Annotated in this window: 9 protein-coding genes; 6 read left to right on the forward strand and 3 right to left on the reverse strand. The window is 56.7% G+C overall.

The window, feature by feature from the left end:
- Positions 1-2: 2 nt before the first annotated feature.
- From bcsQ to ED901_RS05855, 4 genes are read left to right on the forward strand one after another with little or no spacing between them, the layout of a single operon-like run.
- Positions 3-728, forward strand: coding sequence for a cellulose biosynthesis protein BcsQ (gene bcsQ, locus ED901_RS05840; RefSeq protein ID WP_122095280.1), 726 nt, complete (start codon positions 3-5; stop codon positions 726-728).
- Complete coding sequence (gene bcsA, locus ED901_RS05845; protein WP_122095281.1) at positions 725-3,337, forward strand: UDP-forming cellulose synthase catalytic subunit; 2,613 nt, start codon at positions 725-727, stop codon at positions 3,335-3,337. Before bcsQ ends, bcsA begins: the two co-directional genes overlap by 4 nt.
- Positions 3,337-5,676, forward strand: coding sequence for a cellulose biosynthesis cyclic di-GMP-binding regulatory protein BcsB (gene bcsB, locus ED901_RS05850; protein WP_122095282.1), 2,340 nt, complete (start codon positions 3,337-3,339; stop codon positions 5,674-5,676). The genes bcsA and bcsB overlap by 1 nt, the downstream gene beginning before the upstream one ends.
- Positions 5,677-5,680: 4 nt before the next feature.
- Positions 5,681-8,977, forward strand: a complete 3,297-nt coding sequence (locus ED901_RS05855; RefSeq protein ID WP_240993873.1) for a cellulose synthase subunit BcsC-related outer membrane protein — start codon at positions 5,681-5,683, stop codon at positions 8,975-8,977.
- A gap of 83 nt (positions 8,978-9,060) precedes the next feature.
- Here the strand turns inward: ED901_RS05855 and ED901_RS05860 are convergent, their stop codons facing one another.
- Complete coding sequence (locus tag ED901_RS05860; RefSeq protein WP_122095284.1) at positions 9,061-10,599, reverse strand: YdgA family protein; 1,539 nt, start codon at positions 10,597-10,599, stop codon at positions 9,061-9,063.
- Positions 10,600-10,736: 137 nt separating this feature from the next.
- Complete coding sequence (manA, locus tag ED901_RS05865) at positions 10,737-11,915, reverse strand: mannose-6-phosphate isomerase (RefSeq protein ID WP_056770562.1); 1,179 nt, start codon at positions 11,913-11,915, stop codon at positions 10,737-10,739.
- Between the two features lie 249 nt (positions 11,916-12,164).
- On the opposite strand from manA, the gene fumC reads away from it, so the two are divergent.
- Complete coding sequence (fumC, locus tag ED901_RS05870; RefSeq protein ID WP_122095285.1) at positions 12,165-13,562, forward strand: class II fumarate hydratase; 1,398 nt, start codon at positions 12,165-12,167, stop codon at positions 13,560-13,562.
- A gap of 53 nt (positions 13,563-13,615) precedes the next feature.
- Here fumC and tus read toward each other — a convergent pair whose 3' ends face one another.
- Entirely contained in the window at positions 13,616-14,551 is a 936-nt protein-coding gene (gene tus, locus ED901_RS05875; protein WP_056770569.1) for a DNA replication terminus site-binding protein, read from the reverse strand.
- A gap of 369 nt (positions 14,552-14,920) precedes the next feature.
- Between tus and ED901_RS05880 the strand changes: the two genes are divergently transcribed.
- Positions 14,921-15,169, forward strand: a 249-nt coding sequence (locus tag ED901_RS05880; protein ID WP_240993874.1) for a DNA-3-methyladenine glycosylase I, incomplete at its 3' end; no start/stop codon positions are given.

Genomic DNA, 15,169 nt, shown 5'->3' on the forward strand with positions numbered 1-15,169 from the left:
TCATGGCCGTTATCGCGTTACAGGGTTTTCGGGGCGGCACGGGCACCACCTGCGTGACGGCTGCGCTGGCCTGGGCCCTTGCACAGCTCAATGAAAAGGTTCTGGTGATCGACTTCTCCCCGGATAACTTGTTGCGCCTGCATTTCGGTATGCCGTTTGAACAGTCCCGCGGCTGGTGTGCTGCACATCATGCGGGGACCGCCTGGCAGGCATCGGCCCTGCGTTATCATCCCCGACTCGATTTTCTGCCTTATGGCAATGTCCTGCCTTGTGGCGATTCGCCATTACCTTTTGACTGGCCGCGCGCGATTCGTCAGCTGAAAAATACTGGCGTGTATGACTGGATCCTCATCGATTCACCGGCGGCGGACCCTCTGCCTGCGCAGACGGTGGCCGACGCCACGCTGATGTTGCTGCACGCCGATACGCAGTCGCACGTGCGTTTACATCAGCACGCGCTGCCGGCCAATGGCCGTTATCTGGTGAATCAGTTCATGACCTCCAGCCAGCTGCAACAGGACATTTTATTGCTTTGGCAGGAAACGCTGGCGTCGCTGGTCCCGACCGTTCTTCACCGTGACGAATCGATGGCCGAATCGCTGGCGGCCAAACAGCCGGTAGGCGAGTGGGATCCCAACAGTAAAATCAGCCGGGAACTCAATACCCTGGCAAGCTGGTGCCTGCTGAATTTGCGCAGCCATGACGATCGGCGGAGCGCCAGCGCATGAGCCGCCTGCTGAACGTTTTGCTGGTCCCGCCGGTGATCTCCGTGTTGCAGAGCCGCTATCGCCACTACCGCAGCCATCACGCGTCACCGGTTGCCGCTGCGACCATGGTGTTTTGCATCGCCGTGAGCTGGCTGTTTTTACGGTTTGAATCGCCGTCGTGGCAACGGGTGAGCGGACAACGCGCCCGCTGGTATCCGCAGCTTTCTGCCGATCGCCCGAAACTGGCCGACCCGTTACGTTACCTGCTGCAAAGCCTGTGGCTGATGGTCATCATTCCCTCCAATGGCCTGCGCGAACGTTTCACTTACACCCGCTGGCCGCAGCGGCTGCGCGACCGCTTCTACAGCTGGCTGGAAGCGCTGCCGGTGAAGGTGGAACAAAATCCGCTGGAAGCCAGAGTGGTGCGCCGCGTCAGCACCATGAACCGCGTGGCAAAACGGGTGCTGATACTGCTGGCTGTTCTGGTGGCGCTGACGCTGGCGATGTTCTGCATCTCTCAGCCCTTCGGTTACCCGGCGCAGTTTGTTTTCGTGGTGCTGCTGTGGAGCATTGCGATGATCATCCGCCGTATCCCTGGCCGTTTCCCGGCGCTGATGCTGATTGTGCTGTCACTGACCATTTCCTGTCGCTACCTGTGGTGGCGCTATACCTCGACCCTGAACTGGGACGATCCGCTGAGCCTGACCTGCGGATTGCTGTTGCTGCTGGCCGAAACCTATTCGTGGACGGTGCTGGTGCTGGGTTATGTGCAGACCATCTGGCCGCTGAACCGTAAGCCCGTGCCCATGCCTGCGGATGTCAGCGTCTGGCCGACGGTTGATTTAATGATCCCCACCTATAACGAAGATCTCAGCGTGGTGAAACCGACGCTGTATGCGGCGCTGGGGCTGGACTGGCCGCGCGACAAACTGACGATTTATCTGCTGGACGACGGCAACCGGCCGGAGTTCGCCGATTTCGCCCATGAGATTGGCATTAAGTACATTGCGCGTGAAACCCATGAACATGCCAAAGCCGGGAATATCAATAACGCGCTGAAGCAGGCGCAGGGCGAACTGGTGGCCATTTTTGACTGCGACCATGTTCCGACCCGTTCTTTCCTGCAACTGACCGTCGGCTGGTTCTTTAAAGATAAAAAACTCAGCATGTTGCAGACGCCGCATCACTTCTTTTCGCCGGATCCGTTCGAACGAAACCTCGGACGTATGCGGCGCACGCCCAACGAAGGCGAACTGTTCTACGGGCTGGTGCAGGACGGCAATGACCTGTGGGATGCCAGCTTCTTCTGTGGCTCCTGTGCGGTGTTGCGGCGTGATGTGCTCAATGAGATCGGCGGTATTGCGGTTGAAACCGTCACCGAAGATGCCCACACCTCGCTGCGTATGCACCGCCACGGTTACAGTTCGGCCTATATCCGCATTCCGCAGGCCGCAGGGCTGGCGACGGAAAGCCTGGCGGCGCACGTCAGCCAGCGTATCCGCTGGGCGCGCGGCATGGTGCAGATATTCCGACTGGATAATCCGCTGTTCGGTAAAGGCCTGAAACTCGCGCAGCGGTTGTGTTATGCCAACGCGATGATGCACTTTCTGGCCGGTATACCCCGCCTGATCTTCCTGACTGCGCCGCTGGCTTTCCTGCTGATGCATGCCTATGTCATTTACGCGCCTGCGCTGGCCATCGCACTGTATGTTCTGCCGCACATGATCCACGCCAGCCTGACCAACTCCCGCGTGCAGGGCAAATATCGTCACTCTTTCTGGAACGAGATTTACGAAACCGTGCTGGCCTGGTACATCGCCAGGCCGACGACCGTGGCGTTATTTAATCCTCACGCCGGCACTTTTAACGTCACCGCGAAAGGCGGGCTGAATAAACACGCTTACGTCGACTGGAAAATCAGCCGTCCTTATCAGGTGTTGATGTTGCTGAATCTGGCCGGGCTGTTCTTTGGTATTTATCGCGCGATTTATGGTCAGGCGGATGAATTGCTGACGGTGCTGGTGAGCATGGCATGGGTGATTTACAACATGATCATTCTCGGCGGGGCGATCGCCGTGGCGTTTGAATCCAAGCAGGTGCGTCAGGCGCACCGTGTGGACGCCAAAATGCCCGCGTCGCTGCTGCGCCCTGACGGCCATCTGTATGTGTGTACCGTGCAGGATTACTCCGACAACGGCGTCGGGCTGGAAACGGAGAGTGCCCGCTATTTTAATGCCGGTGACAACGTCACGTTAATTCTGCATCGCGGCCAGCAGGAGTATGCCTTCCCTGTGCAGGTCAGCCGTGTCTTCGGCCAGAGTATGGGGATGCAGCTTCTGCCGTTAACCACTCAACAACACATCGATTTTATTCAATGTACCTTTGCCCGGGCAGACAGCTGGGTATTACGCGAAGACAGCTTCCCGGAAGACAAACCGATGGAAAGTCTGCGGGAAGTGCTGGGGCTGGGGATCCGCGGATATATGCGAATGCTGGATATCGCCCCGCAGCGCTACCGGCCACTGGCCTCCAAAACCCAGACGTTTGGCCGCTGGTTGCTCTCGTTTGCGCCGCGTAACCCGCCGCTGTCCGTTCAGCCTGATGAATCAACCCTGATGATGACAAAATAATGAAAAGACTTCCTTTGACGACTTTGATGGCATCCGCATTGATGACACTGGCATTGGGTTCTGCGGCCTCTGCGTATGGCGAGCAGGCCACGGCTCCGGTATTGCCGCAAACGGCTGCGACGCCGCCACAGGTGGCACTGCCGATGGTCGCGCCTGCGGTCAACCCGATGATCATCCCTGGCGCACCGGTGCGCAGCCTGACGCTGCCGTTTGCCGATGTGGCACCGACGCCGGGCGCGATAACCTTGCGCGGCATCCAGCCCAACGGCCAGATCGAGTTCGGCGTGCGCAGCGACGAAGTGGTGACGCAGGCGATGCTGAATCTGGAATTCACGCCGTCGCCGTCGCTCATTCCGGTCCAGTCGCATCTGAAGGTCTATCTCAACGATCAGCTGATGGGCGTTGAAGTCATCGATAAAGACCAGCTCGGCAAGAAAAATCATCTGCAAATGGTGATTGACCCGCGCTATGTGACCGACTTCAACCGCATCCGTCTGGAGTTTATCGGTCATTATCAGAATATCTGTGAAAACCCGGCTAACAGCACACTGTGGCTGGAGCTTGGTAAGGGCAGTTCGCTCAGCCTGCAATACCAGAAGCTGCCGCTGAGCAACGATCTGGCGCATTTCCCGGTGCCGTTCTTCGATGCCCGCGACAGCCGGCCGCTGGATTTGCCGATGGTGTTTGCTGCCTCGCCGGATGCCACACAACAACAGGCGGCGGCCATTCTGGCATCCTGGTTTGGTACCAAAGCGCAGTGGCGCGGTCAGTCATTCCCGGCCCTGTATAACCAGCTGCCGGACAGCCATGCGGTGATCTTTGCCACTAACGATAAACGCCCTGACTTCCTCAAAGAGATGCCGCCGGTAAAAGGACCGGTGGTGCAGATGATCAGCCGGGCAGATAACCCGTACGTTAAAATGCTGCTGATTCTGGGCCGTGACGATCAGGATCTGCTGACGGCGGTAAAAGGCATCGCTCAGGGCAATATTCTGTTCCGCGGGCAAACCGTGGGTGTGGATAAAGTGGAGCAGGTTCAGGCCCGTCAGCCGTATGACGCGCCAAACTGGGTACGCACCGATCGTCCGATGAACTTTGGTGAACTCAAACAGTATGCCGAACAGTTGCAGTCTGACGGCATTCAGCCAAACCCGATCACTCTGAACATCAACCTGCCGCCGGATCTGTTTTTGATCAACAGTTCGGGTATCGATATGCGTCTCAGATACCGCTATACCTCGCCGCAGCTGAAAAATACCTCACGGCTGAGCATCAGCCTGAATAACCAGTTTATGCAGGATCTGACCCTGAAAACCGGTCACGATGAAGATTCTCAGTTACTGCATTTGTCGCTATTGCAGGGGCTGCTCGATGGCAGCAAAGACCTGAACATTCCGGCGCTGAAACTCGGCGCAGTCAACCAGATGCGCTTTGATTTTGATTACACCTCGCTGCTGGCGAGCGGCACCGAAGGACGTTGCGAAACCTATACCACCGTGCCAAATCACGTGGTGATCGACGACAGCTCCACCATCGATTTCTCCGGTTATCGTCATTTTATGGCGATGCCGGATTTACGCGCCTTTGCCAATGCCGGTTTCCCGTTCAGCCGCATGGCGGATTTGTCTCAGACGTTGCTGCTGGTTCAGCCGCAGCCGCAGCCGGTGCAACTGACCACGCTGCTTAATGCGCTGGGGAATATCGGCGCGCTGACCGGTTATCCGGCGCTGAGCGTCAGCCTGACCGAAGATGCCGCGAAAGCCAAATCGACGGATGCCGATTTGCTGGTGGTGGGTGAATTACCGGCGGATTTACGTGATGACAGTATGCGCGATGATAAAAAAGCCAATCTGCTGATCAATGCGGCGCGGGATGCGATCAACACGCCAATCCGCCAGACACCGCTGCCGGATAACGCCGCACCGGCCAGCGATGCCCGCGTCGATGCCAGTGCGCAGATCACCGCACAGGGCCCTGTGGCGGCGGTTGTCGGTTTCCAGTCGCCGTATTTCGAACAACGCAGCGTGGTTGCCCTGATGGCGAATGGTCAGCAGGGCTTTGACATGCTCAATCACTCTTTGCAGGACACCAAACAGCGCGCGCTGGTTTACGGCTCGGTGGCGGTGGTGCGTGATTCCGGTACCACCAGCCTCAAAGTTGGCGATACCTATTACGTGGGGCATCTGCCGTGGTGGGAGCGCGTCTGGAATGCGCTGGCGACACATCCGGTTTTACTGGCGGTAATGGCGGTTGTCGTGGTGATTCTCGCGGCTATTTTGCTGTGGAGTGGCTTGCGTGCCCTGAGCCGTCGTCGTTTGTATGAAGACGATCAGGAATAAGCCCGTGAACACCCCACGCAAGACGCCGTTCACATTCAGCAGGCTGGCCCTGACCCTGGGGCTGGCGCTGCTGAGCGCACAGGCCGGGGGCGCACCGGTGGTTTCCCCTGAGCAGTGGCTGCTGGAACAGGTGCGCGTCGGTGAAGCCAGCCATCAGGAAGACCTGGTGCGCCAGTCTCTTTTTCGTCTGGAACTGATGGATCCTCAGAATCCGCAGGTGCTTTCCGCCCGTTTGCGGCTGTTACTGCGCGAAGGGGATCAGGCCGGTGCGAAACAGCAATTGCAAAAAATTCAGCAGGTCGCGCCAGATTCTGACGACTTCCGGCAGGCGCAGCTGAGCCTGCGGATTGCCTCGCCTGACATGCAGCAGAAACTCCAGCAAACGCGCTTACTGGCGACCGCCGGACGTCTTGACGAAGCCAAAGCGCAGTACGACGCGTTATTTCAGGGGCAGCCGCCAACGCTCGATCTCGCCGTGGAATACTGGCAGCTGGTCGCCCGGTTGCCGGGGCAGAAAGCCCGTGCGCAGGGGCAGCTTCAGGCACTCAATCAACAGTATCCCGGTGATGTGCAGTTGCGGCTGCAACTGGCGCAAATGGCGTTTGATGCCGGTGACAACGCCGGTGGGGTCGCGCTGGTGAAACAGGTTGCCACCACTAATGAAGGGCGGTCGTCTGCCGCAGATTTATGGCTGGCGCGTATCCGGGCGCAGCCGGTGGCGAACGCCAGTGTGGATGCGTTGCAGGCGTTTATCGCCACCTTTGATACCGGCCCTCAGGTGATCGCCGCCCAACAGGAACTCCAGAGACAGCAGGCGATGCTTGCCGATCCTCATTATCAGGCACGGATCAAAGGGCTGGCGCAGATAGAAAAAGGCGGCTCCACGGCGGCCATTGCGCCGCTGCGTCAGGCCTTGCAGGAAAAACCTAACGACGCTGAAGTGCTCGGGGCGATGGGGCTGGCGTATTCCCGTTCCGGCAACCGTCAGCAGGCACTGGTGATGTTTCAGCGCGCCAGGGCAGCCGAACAGGATGGCTATAACACCAGTAAATGGAACAGCCTGATCGACACCAACAGCTACTGGCTCAGGATTGAGCAGGGTGATAACGCGCTGAAGGCCGGGCAGTTGGATCGGGCGCAAAGCGCCTATCAGCAGGCTCAGCACATCGACGCCCGCGATCCCTGGGCTCAAATTGGCCTCGGTGATGTGGCCGTGGCACGTAAAAACGATCCGCTCGCCGAACAGGCCTATCGCCGTGCGCTGGCGCTGGAACCCAACAACAGCAGCGCCGAACGCGGGCTGGTGAACATTTATCAGCGGCAGTCACCGCAAAAAGCGCTCGATTATCTCAGTACCTTGCCTGCCGCTTCCCGGCAAACGTTCAGCGATCGTCAGAAAAGCCTGCAAAGCGATGTGCTGACCGCACAGGCAGAAAAAGCGGTGGCAGCACGTCAGTGGGATCAGGCCGCCACCCTTTACGCGCAGGTGCTGGCCCTGACCCCGGACGACGTCTGGAGCACGTATCACTACGCCGGTGCGCTGCGTGAAGCGGGGCATCCGGACAAAGCAGATGCCGCATTTACCTGGCTGGCGGCGAAAAAACCGGCCGATCCGCAGCAGGTCTATGCCTATTCGCTTTACCTCTCGGGTTCTGACCGCGACGAAGCGGCGCTGCGTCACTTACAGACGTTGCCGCAGAACCAATGGGACGCCAATATGCGCGAAATGGCACAGCGCATCCGGCTCGATAAAACACTTTCAGGTATCGACACTGCCCTGGCGGCGGGCGATACCGCACTGGCGAAACAGCGTCTGCAACAGGCGGATCTGCCGGCTGACGGGCTGAGTCTTAATCAGCAGCGTCGGGTGGCGACGGCCTGGCTGGATGTCGGCGAAGCCAGCAGGGCGTATGCGTTATTGCAGCCACTTAAAATGGCCGCCCGCCAGCAACCCGCGGGGCAGGACAAGGCGCTGATTTACCGTAATGCGGCGAATGTTGAACAACAGCTCGGCCAGCCCGATCTCGCCCGCCAGGATTACGCACAGGCGATGGTGGCCAGCGGCATTACGGCGCAGGTGCCGGAGGATAACGACGGTTACACCCGACTGACGCGTCAGCAGGCCGGAGATGACTGGCTTAAACGCGGCATCCGCTCCGATGCCCACGATTTGTACCGTCAGCAGGACGTCAACTTCACGGTGGATACCGACTCCTGGGCGTCCAGCGGTACGCCGGGTAAATCCGATCTGACCGCCAATACCACGATGTTTCAGGCCGATATGCCGGTGTATCAGGGCAGAGGTTTCCTGCGCGCTGACTGGGTGCGGATGGATGCAGGAACGTTTGATCATCAGAACGGTAACTTTGAAGAGAGCTTTGGTACCTGTACCGATCAGGTTTGCCGGCGTTATCGCAGTCAGAACGCCAATGGCCTGAGTCTGGCGGCGGGCTGGGAAAATGAAAAATGGAAAGGGGATCTGGGCACCACGCCGCTCGGCTTCCCGGTGGTTGACTGGGTCGGTGGGCTGGCATACAGCGGCGACTGGGATACACTCGGCTGGACCACCACCGTCTCGCGCCGCCCGATCTCCAGCTCACTGCTCTCCTTTGCCGGAGCGAAAGATCCGGGCACCAATACCACCTGGGGCGGCGTTCGTGCCACCGGTGCCAGCCTCGGCCTGAGTTACGATCAGGGCGAAGCCAACGGCGTCTGGGCAGACATCAGTGCGCATCAGCTGACCGGTAAGAATGTGGCGGACAATACCCGTGAGCGGCTGATGGGCGGCTATTACTACAAGGTCATCAACGAGGATAACCGCCGGGCGACCGTCGGCCTGAGTTCAATGGTCTGGCATTACCAGAAAGATCTCAGCGGTTACACGCTGGGACAAGGCGGGTATTACAGCCCGCAGCGCTACTTCTCGCTGGCGGTGCCGGTGAATTATCGCCAGCGCACGGAAAACTGGTCATGGCAACTGGGCGGCTCGGTTTCCTGGTCACAGTCATCGACAAGCAGCCAAAAACGTTACCCGATCCAAAGCCTGATCCCCGATACGTTAACGGATAAAAGTGCCGTTGAGTCCGGCAGCAGCGGTTCCGGTTTCGGCTACACCGTGCAGGCCTTGCTGGAGAGAAGGGTCAGCGCCCATTGGACGGTCGGGGCGGGTATCGACATTCAGCAGGCGAAAGATTACACGCCGAGCCATTATTTACTGTACGCGAGGTATTCGATGGGGGGCTGGCAGGGCAGTCTGGATCTGCCGCCGCAACCTTTAACGCCGTATGCTGATTTTAAATAAGCGAAAGGTTCAGGCATAAAAAAGAGGGGAAGACATTCCCCTCTTTTCGTTCTTACTTATCGCTTAACGCGGCTGTATCAGAATTACTGCGCCGGAACCGGGGCGACCGGCGGTGCCAGAGGCGCAGGGGCTTCAGGCTGTGGCTGAGCAGCCGGGCCGCTGAACAGGCCAAACATACCGGCAAATTCCTGCAACGTCATCTTCTGACCGTTCAGATCCACCTGATTATCCGCATAGCTGAAGCTGCTGGTCAGGGTGTCATCTTTCACCGTGGTCAGTTTAAACATCTGACCCATGGCTGCCAGACCCTGAACCTGCTGCTGTGCCAGCTTGGTGGCGTCATCGCCGCTGTAACCTTCCAGTTTAGCCACCTGAGTGGTGACTTCGGTCGCCATCGCCAGCGGGACATTCAGTTTAGCGTCGATTTTGCTGACCAGATTAGACAACATCTGATCCTGCGTTTGCGCAGGCGTAGCGGCCGGATCTTTCAGATCCAGATGCAGGTTGAAGGTACTTTCACCTTTGCTGTTTTTCCAGCTCAGTGGTGCAATGCTGATACTTGGATTGCCTTTGAGCAGCAGTGGCAGATTCGCCAGCAGCATATCGGCGGCTTGTTGCTGGTAAACCGCAGGATCCAGTTCACCTTGTTGCATCAGCAGGGCGCGGGATTGCTGATTGTAATTATCAGCAAACTGTTTCAGCGCCGGGCCATCCAGTTTGTCCAGCTTCAGCGTCAGTTTGGCAGAACCGAAATCAGCACCCTGAATTTTCAGCGCATCAATGGTGTAATCCTGCTGGCCGCCGATGTTATTGCCGTTTTCAGCAAATTTGCTCACCAGTTTAAAGTTATCCAGGGAGCCCGCGTCTTTACCGTCAACGTTCACCAGAATCTGTTTGATGCTCAGGTTCTGATCGCCTACGCCAACCTGGAATTTACCCTGTTGGGTATCGCTGTCCATGTTCAAACCGGCCAGCGTCACTTTTTCAAGCTGACCAAACTGGTTTTTAGAGGTGATCGCCAGGCTGTCGATGTCCGCTTTCAGCTTCATCGCCGTCAGCTCTTTATCCACATCCACATTGATGGTGCCGCCGGAGAATTGCAGCTGGCTCTCTTCTTTCTGGTAGGTCACCGGGATAATGTCGATGGCCGAAGCGCTCGCACCGCTGTAAGAGACGCGGGTATCCGCGGTGATCAGCGAGCGACCTTTGGTCACGTCAAACAACGGTTTGAGCGTTGGGGTGTTTTGCAGTTCGGAATGCACCGAGGCCATGCTCGGGATCAGGTTGAATTTCTTCAGCTGAGCGGCAGGGAACGGGCCATGATCGACGGTTTCGATAAACGCGATTTCATCACCGGTTTTCAGCGCGCTGGTACCTGCGGTGGCCGCAGCGGCATCAGGTTGCAAAACGATGCGCAATTTACTGCTGAACACGCCACGCTGGTAATCCTGATAACTGACTTTCAGACCGGCTTTCGGGAAAGCAGTCTGCAGCTGGCTGTTGGCCGCCGCGACTTCTTCATCCATATGTTGTTCGATGAGTTTACCCGTGTACCACGAGACGCCTGTCCAGGCTGCGCCAAGGACGACAATGACGCTTACAGCGACTAACGACTTCTTCATATCTCTGTTTATCCTTATGAAATGTCCCGAAAACAAAAAACGCCTTGCGGCGTTATTAGTCTCCTGAGTGTAGCTCAATCAGTAAAAAAATCATCAAATTGAGGCCATTAGCCCCAATTTGTTTAATGACCGGATACTTAACTCAGGGTATTGAACACGCGGGCAATGCGCCCGTTGCCACTTATGCTGACCGGCGATTCACTGGCCGCAATATAGCCGGACTCACCCGGATTGAGCACCAGCGTCTGGCCGTCTTTCACCAGCACGCTCTGGCCTTCGATACAAAAGACAATCGCCGCGCTGTCTTGTTCAAGCGTTTGCGGCTCTGCAGACAGGCTGTGGATGGAGAACGCAAAATCTTCCACCGGGATCGGGAAGTTAAGCTCTGCGCCTTTTTCCACCGGCGTCGTCAGCAATTCACTGGCCGGTTTGGCATTGAATTTCAGGTTCGCCAGCAACTCTGGGATATCGATGTATTTCGGCGTCAGGCCTGCGCGCAGGACGTTATCGGAATTCGCCATCACTTCCAGCGACACTCCTTTCAGATAGGCGTGCGGCGTTTCGGCATACAGGAACATGCCTTCGCCCGGTTGCAGGGTAATCACGTTCAGCAGCAGCGGAGAGAAAAGGCCGGTGTCGTGCGGATAAAATTCAGCGATGCTGCGGATGGTGTCCCACGGCTCGCCGCGCTGATCGTTGAGGACGGATTTCAGCACATCCAGCGCCCGCGATTTATCGTCGCCTTCCAGACTCAGCAGCCCGGCGAACAGGGTACGCAGGTGGTCAACATCGGGATAAGACAGGAAGCTGGCAATCAGCGGATGGGCACCGGCGACCGGTTGCAGCAAAGAAACGGTTTCACGCAGCTCGCGAAAACCGTTCATGGCCTGGAACTCGGTCAGGGCATAGACCAGTTCCGGCTTGTGATTCGGATCTTTATAGTTACGTTCAGCCGCATCGAGCGGGATCCCGTTGGCGTTTTCTTTGGCGTAACCCAGCTCGGCTGCGCCTTTGCTTGGATGAACCTGAATTGACAGCGGCTGATCGGCACACAATACTTTGAACAGGAAAGGCAGTTCACCAAAACGTTTGGCGACTTTTTTACCTAACTGCCCCTCAAGATTGGCACTGATTTGATCGCGCAGTGAAATCGTCTCACCGGCGGCATTCTCAACCTGAGAGCTGCTTTTCGGGTGAGCACCCATCCACAATTCCGCCATCGGACGATCTTGCGGATCGGTAATGCCATAAAGTTCTGTCAGCGCGTCTTTACTGCCCCAGGCGTAATTTTGTACACCGTTATGCATCTTTTGCATTGCTTCATCCTGAATGGAAAATTCTACCCGCTAGTAAACAATGACGGGGCGGCCTTTACAACTGTGAAGGGTCAAAAAGTGCGGTGATGGCGCAATCTCTTCAATGTAAAACGAACGGGTAATACGCTTGCCTTATATGTCACTATACTCGTCAGGCCGCTGATGAACGCGTGGGAGCGCACCTGGCGGCTGAAAATCCTGCACAAAACACAGACACTCATTCGAAAATAACTATCTAAGGAGACAACAATGACAGCGACTCGCATTGAAAAAGACTCAATGGGGCCTATCGATGTTCCGGCAGATAAGCTTTGGGGCGCACAGACGCAACGTTCGCTTGAACACTTTCGTATTTCCTCTGAAAAAATGCCCACGGCGCTGATCCACGCGCTGGCCCTGACTAAACGTGCGGCCGCCAGCGTCAATATGGATCTCGGTTTGCTGCCCGCCGAGCGGGGCGACGCCATTGTTGCCGCTGCCGATGAAGTGCTGGCGAATAAACATCCTGAAGAGTTTCCGCTTTCCATCTGGCAGACCGGTTCCGGCACCCAGACCAACATGAATATGAATGAAGTGCTGGCGAACCGGGCGAGTGAGATCCTCGGCGGTGAGCGCGGCGAAGCGCGTAAAGTGCATCCGAACGATGACGTCAACAAAAGTCAAAGTTCCAACGACGTTTTTCCGACTGCGATGCACGTCGCCGCGGTGATTGAACTGCGTGAAACGCTGCTGCCTGAGCTGAAAGTGCTGCACAAAACGCTGGAAGCGAAAGCCGAAGCCTATCGCGATATCGTTAAAATTGGCCGGACACATTTACAGGATGCCACGCCGCTGACCCTGGGCCAGGAGATTTCCGGCTGGGTGGCGATGCTGGCGCATAATGTCACGCACATTGAAAACAGTATTCCGCACATCGCGGAGCTGGCGCTGGGCGGCACGGCGGTAGGTACTGGCCTGAATACGCACCCTGAATATGCGGTTCGCGTCGCGAAAGCGCTGGCTGACCTGACCAAACAGCCGTTCGTCACGTCGCCGAATAAGTTCGAAGCGCTGGCAACCTGCGACGCGCTGGTGCATGGGCATGGCGCACTGAAAGGCCTGGCGGCTTCGCTGATGAAAATCGCCAACGACGTTCGCTGGTTATCTTCCGGCCCGCGTTGCGGTATTGGCGAGATTTCCATTCCGGAAAATGAACCGGGAAGCTCGATCATGCCAGGCAAAGTGAACCCGACGCAGTGTGAAGCCATGACCATGCTTTGCGCGCAGGTGCTGGGAAATGATGTCGCCGTCAATATTGGTGGTGCTTCCGGTAACTTCGAGCTGAATGTGTTCCGCCCGCTGGTGATCCACAACTATCTGCAATCAATCCGTTTGCTGGCCGACGGAATGCGTGGTTTTAATGAGCACTGTGCCGTCGGCATTGAGCCAAATCGTGACCGCATTACGCAGTTGCTGAATGAATCGCTGATGCTGGTGACGGCGCTCAATACCCATATCGGTTATGACAAAGCGGCGGAAATCGCCAAGAAAGCCCATAAAGAAGGGCTGACCCTGAAAGGTTCTGCGCTGAAACTCGGTTATCTGACCGAAGAACAGTTCGACGAATGGGTCAGACCGGAAGCCATGGTCGGCAGCATGAAGGCATAAGTTTCCCTGATACCTGTGCACCAGAAAGGTCCGGCTTGCCGGACCTTTTTCATTTACAGCGGATGGTCGGTGTATAAATGCAGGCGTTTGATCAGCAGGCTCAGCGGCTGAGACTGCGGTTTGTACTTGTGTTTAATGGCGGTGACGTCGTAATCCGGCAATTCGCCTAGCTTCGGTACCTGCATCATCGGCGTACGCAGGCACAATGCGATCAGCGGCAGCGGGCAGGGGTGTTGCACCTGTTTCTGGCTGTTGCGATACCACACGCGGGCAATGGGCTGAACTTTCACCGGACGTTTAAATTTCAGCGCGGCATGTTCCGGTAGCCGTTTCACATCAATCATTTCGCGGTTGATATTTTCCATCCACTGTTCACGGGTATACGGCGACACGGCGCGTCCGGCATTGAGGCTTTTTTCCAGCATCGCCAGCACTTCGTCCCGGCTGACATTCTTAATAATGTGCTTGTTGGCCCAGCCAAAGCGCACCGAATCCGGGTCATTTAAAAAGGTCACGGAGCGGTAGGCGTTAAGGGTAATCAGGCCGCGCAAATGGGTGTGCACAAACTCGAAACGCTGCTCGCGGGCCAGCCCGGATTCAACGGTGACGATGTGCTCAAGTTCCGCCTTGAGTTTGTTCACTTCTTCGATCAGCAACAGGGCAGACTGGTGCTCTGCGGGGTCAACGGCATAGCACAGCACGCCGGGCAAACGGACCGCGGATTTGCTGCTGATATTCTCGTTATTATGATGAATGAACAGCCGCTGGAAATGCTGCAACGCCATCTCCTGCGCGGCTTCACCGAGATAAGGGGTAACAGAAATCTTATCCGCAGGATTATGTTCTTCGCCTTTGGCGATGTCCGGCAAGGCAAACACCCGCGCCTGCAGTAATTCCAGCCTGCTCAGGAAATTCCCCAGGTCGTGCAACGCCATTTCCAGCTCGTTAAAACAGCCATTCATACGAGCGATCAAATCATAATCTGCCATATCCCCTCCGGTTAGTTACAACATACATTATAGGGTATTATAATTAAATGTGCATACTTAACCTTCGGGGAAATGTGCAGCGGTTGTTTTTAAGGCGCCTGGAAGGGAAATCAAGGGAGTGTAAAACCGAGGTTAATCAGCAGGGCTCATGAATATTTGCTGAACCCTGCCGGTGGTTCATGAAACTTCAGATTACGCCCGGTAAATAGCCGCTATGAATGAAATTCATAAAACCACAGGGGCGTGCGAGATTTTTTTTCCCTGAATAACGAAGACCGTTCTCGGGTAGACTACGCAAAACCCATCAGCCCGAGTTCCGCCATGACCATTGATCCCGTCCGTTGTCCCTGGAATCTCCAGGACGATCTCATGATTCACTACCACGACACCGAATGGGGTAAACCCGTGCGCGACAGCCGTGCGTTGTGGGAAAAGCTGATGCTGGATGGTTTTCAGGCGGGGCTGTCCTGGCGGATTGTGCTGAAAAAACGTGAGGCATTGCGTCTCGCGTTCTGCCAGTTTGAGCCGGAAAAAGTCGCTGAATTCACCGAAGATGATATCGAAAAGCTGATGAACAACGCCGATATCATCCGCTCACGCAGCAAAATTACGGCGGCG

The sequence above is a fragment of the Rahnella sp. Larv3_ips genome, assembly GCF_003697865.1.
GTDB classification, from domain to species: Bacteria; Pseudomonadota; Gammaproteobacteria; order Enterobacterales; family Enterobacteriaceae; genus Rahnella; species Rahnella rivi.

What these genes read in the sequence shown, in the direction of transcription:
- bcsQ (WP_122095280.1), top strand. Translation starts at nt 3, where the DNA reads ATGGCCGTTATCGCGTTACAGGGTTTTCGGGGCGGCACGGGCACCACC.
- bcsA (WP_122095281.1), top strand. Translation starts at nt 725, where the DNA reads ATGAGCCGCCTGCTGAACGTTTTGCTGGTCCCGCCGGTGATCTCCGTG.
- bcsB (WP_122095282.1), top strand. Translation starts at nt 3,337, where the DNA reads ATGAAAAGACTTCCTTTGACGACTTTGATGGCATCCGCATTGATGACA.
- ED901_RS05860 (WP_122095284.1), bottom strand. Translation starts at nt 10,599, where the DNA reads ATGAAGAAGTCGTTAGTCGCTGTAAGCGTCATTGTCGTCCTTGGCGCA.
- manA (WP_056770562.1), bottom strand. Translation starts at nt 11,915, where the DNA reads ATGCAAAAGATGCATAACGGTGTACAAAATTACGCCTGGGGCAGTAAA.
- fumC (WP_122095285.1), top strand. Translation starts at nt 12,165, where the DNA reads ATGACAGCGACTCGCATTGAAAAAGACTCAATGGGGCCTATCGATGTT.
- tus (WP_056770569.1), bottom strand. Translation starts at nt 14,551, where the DNA reads ATGGCAGATTATGATTTGATCGCTCGTATGAATGGCTGTTTTAACGAG.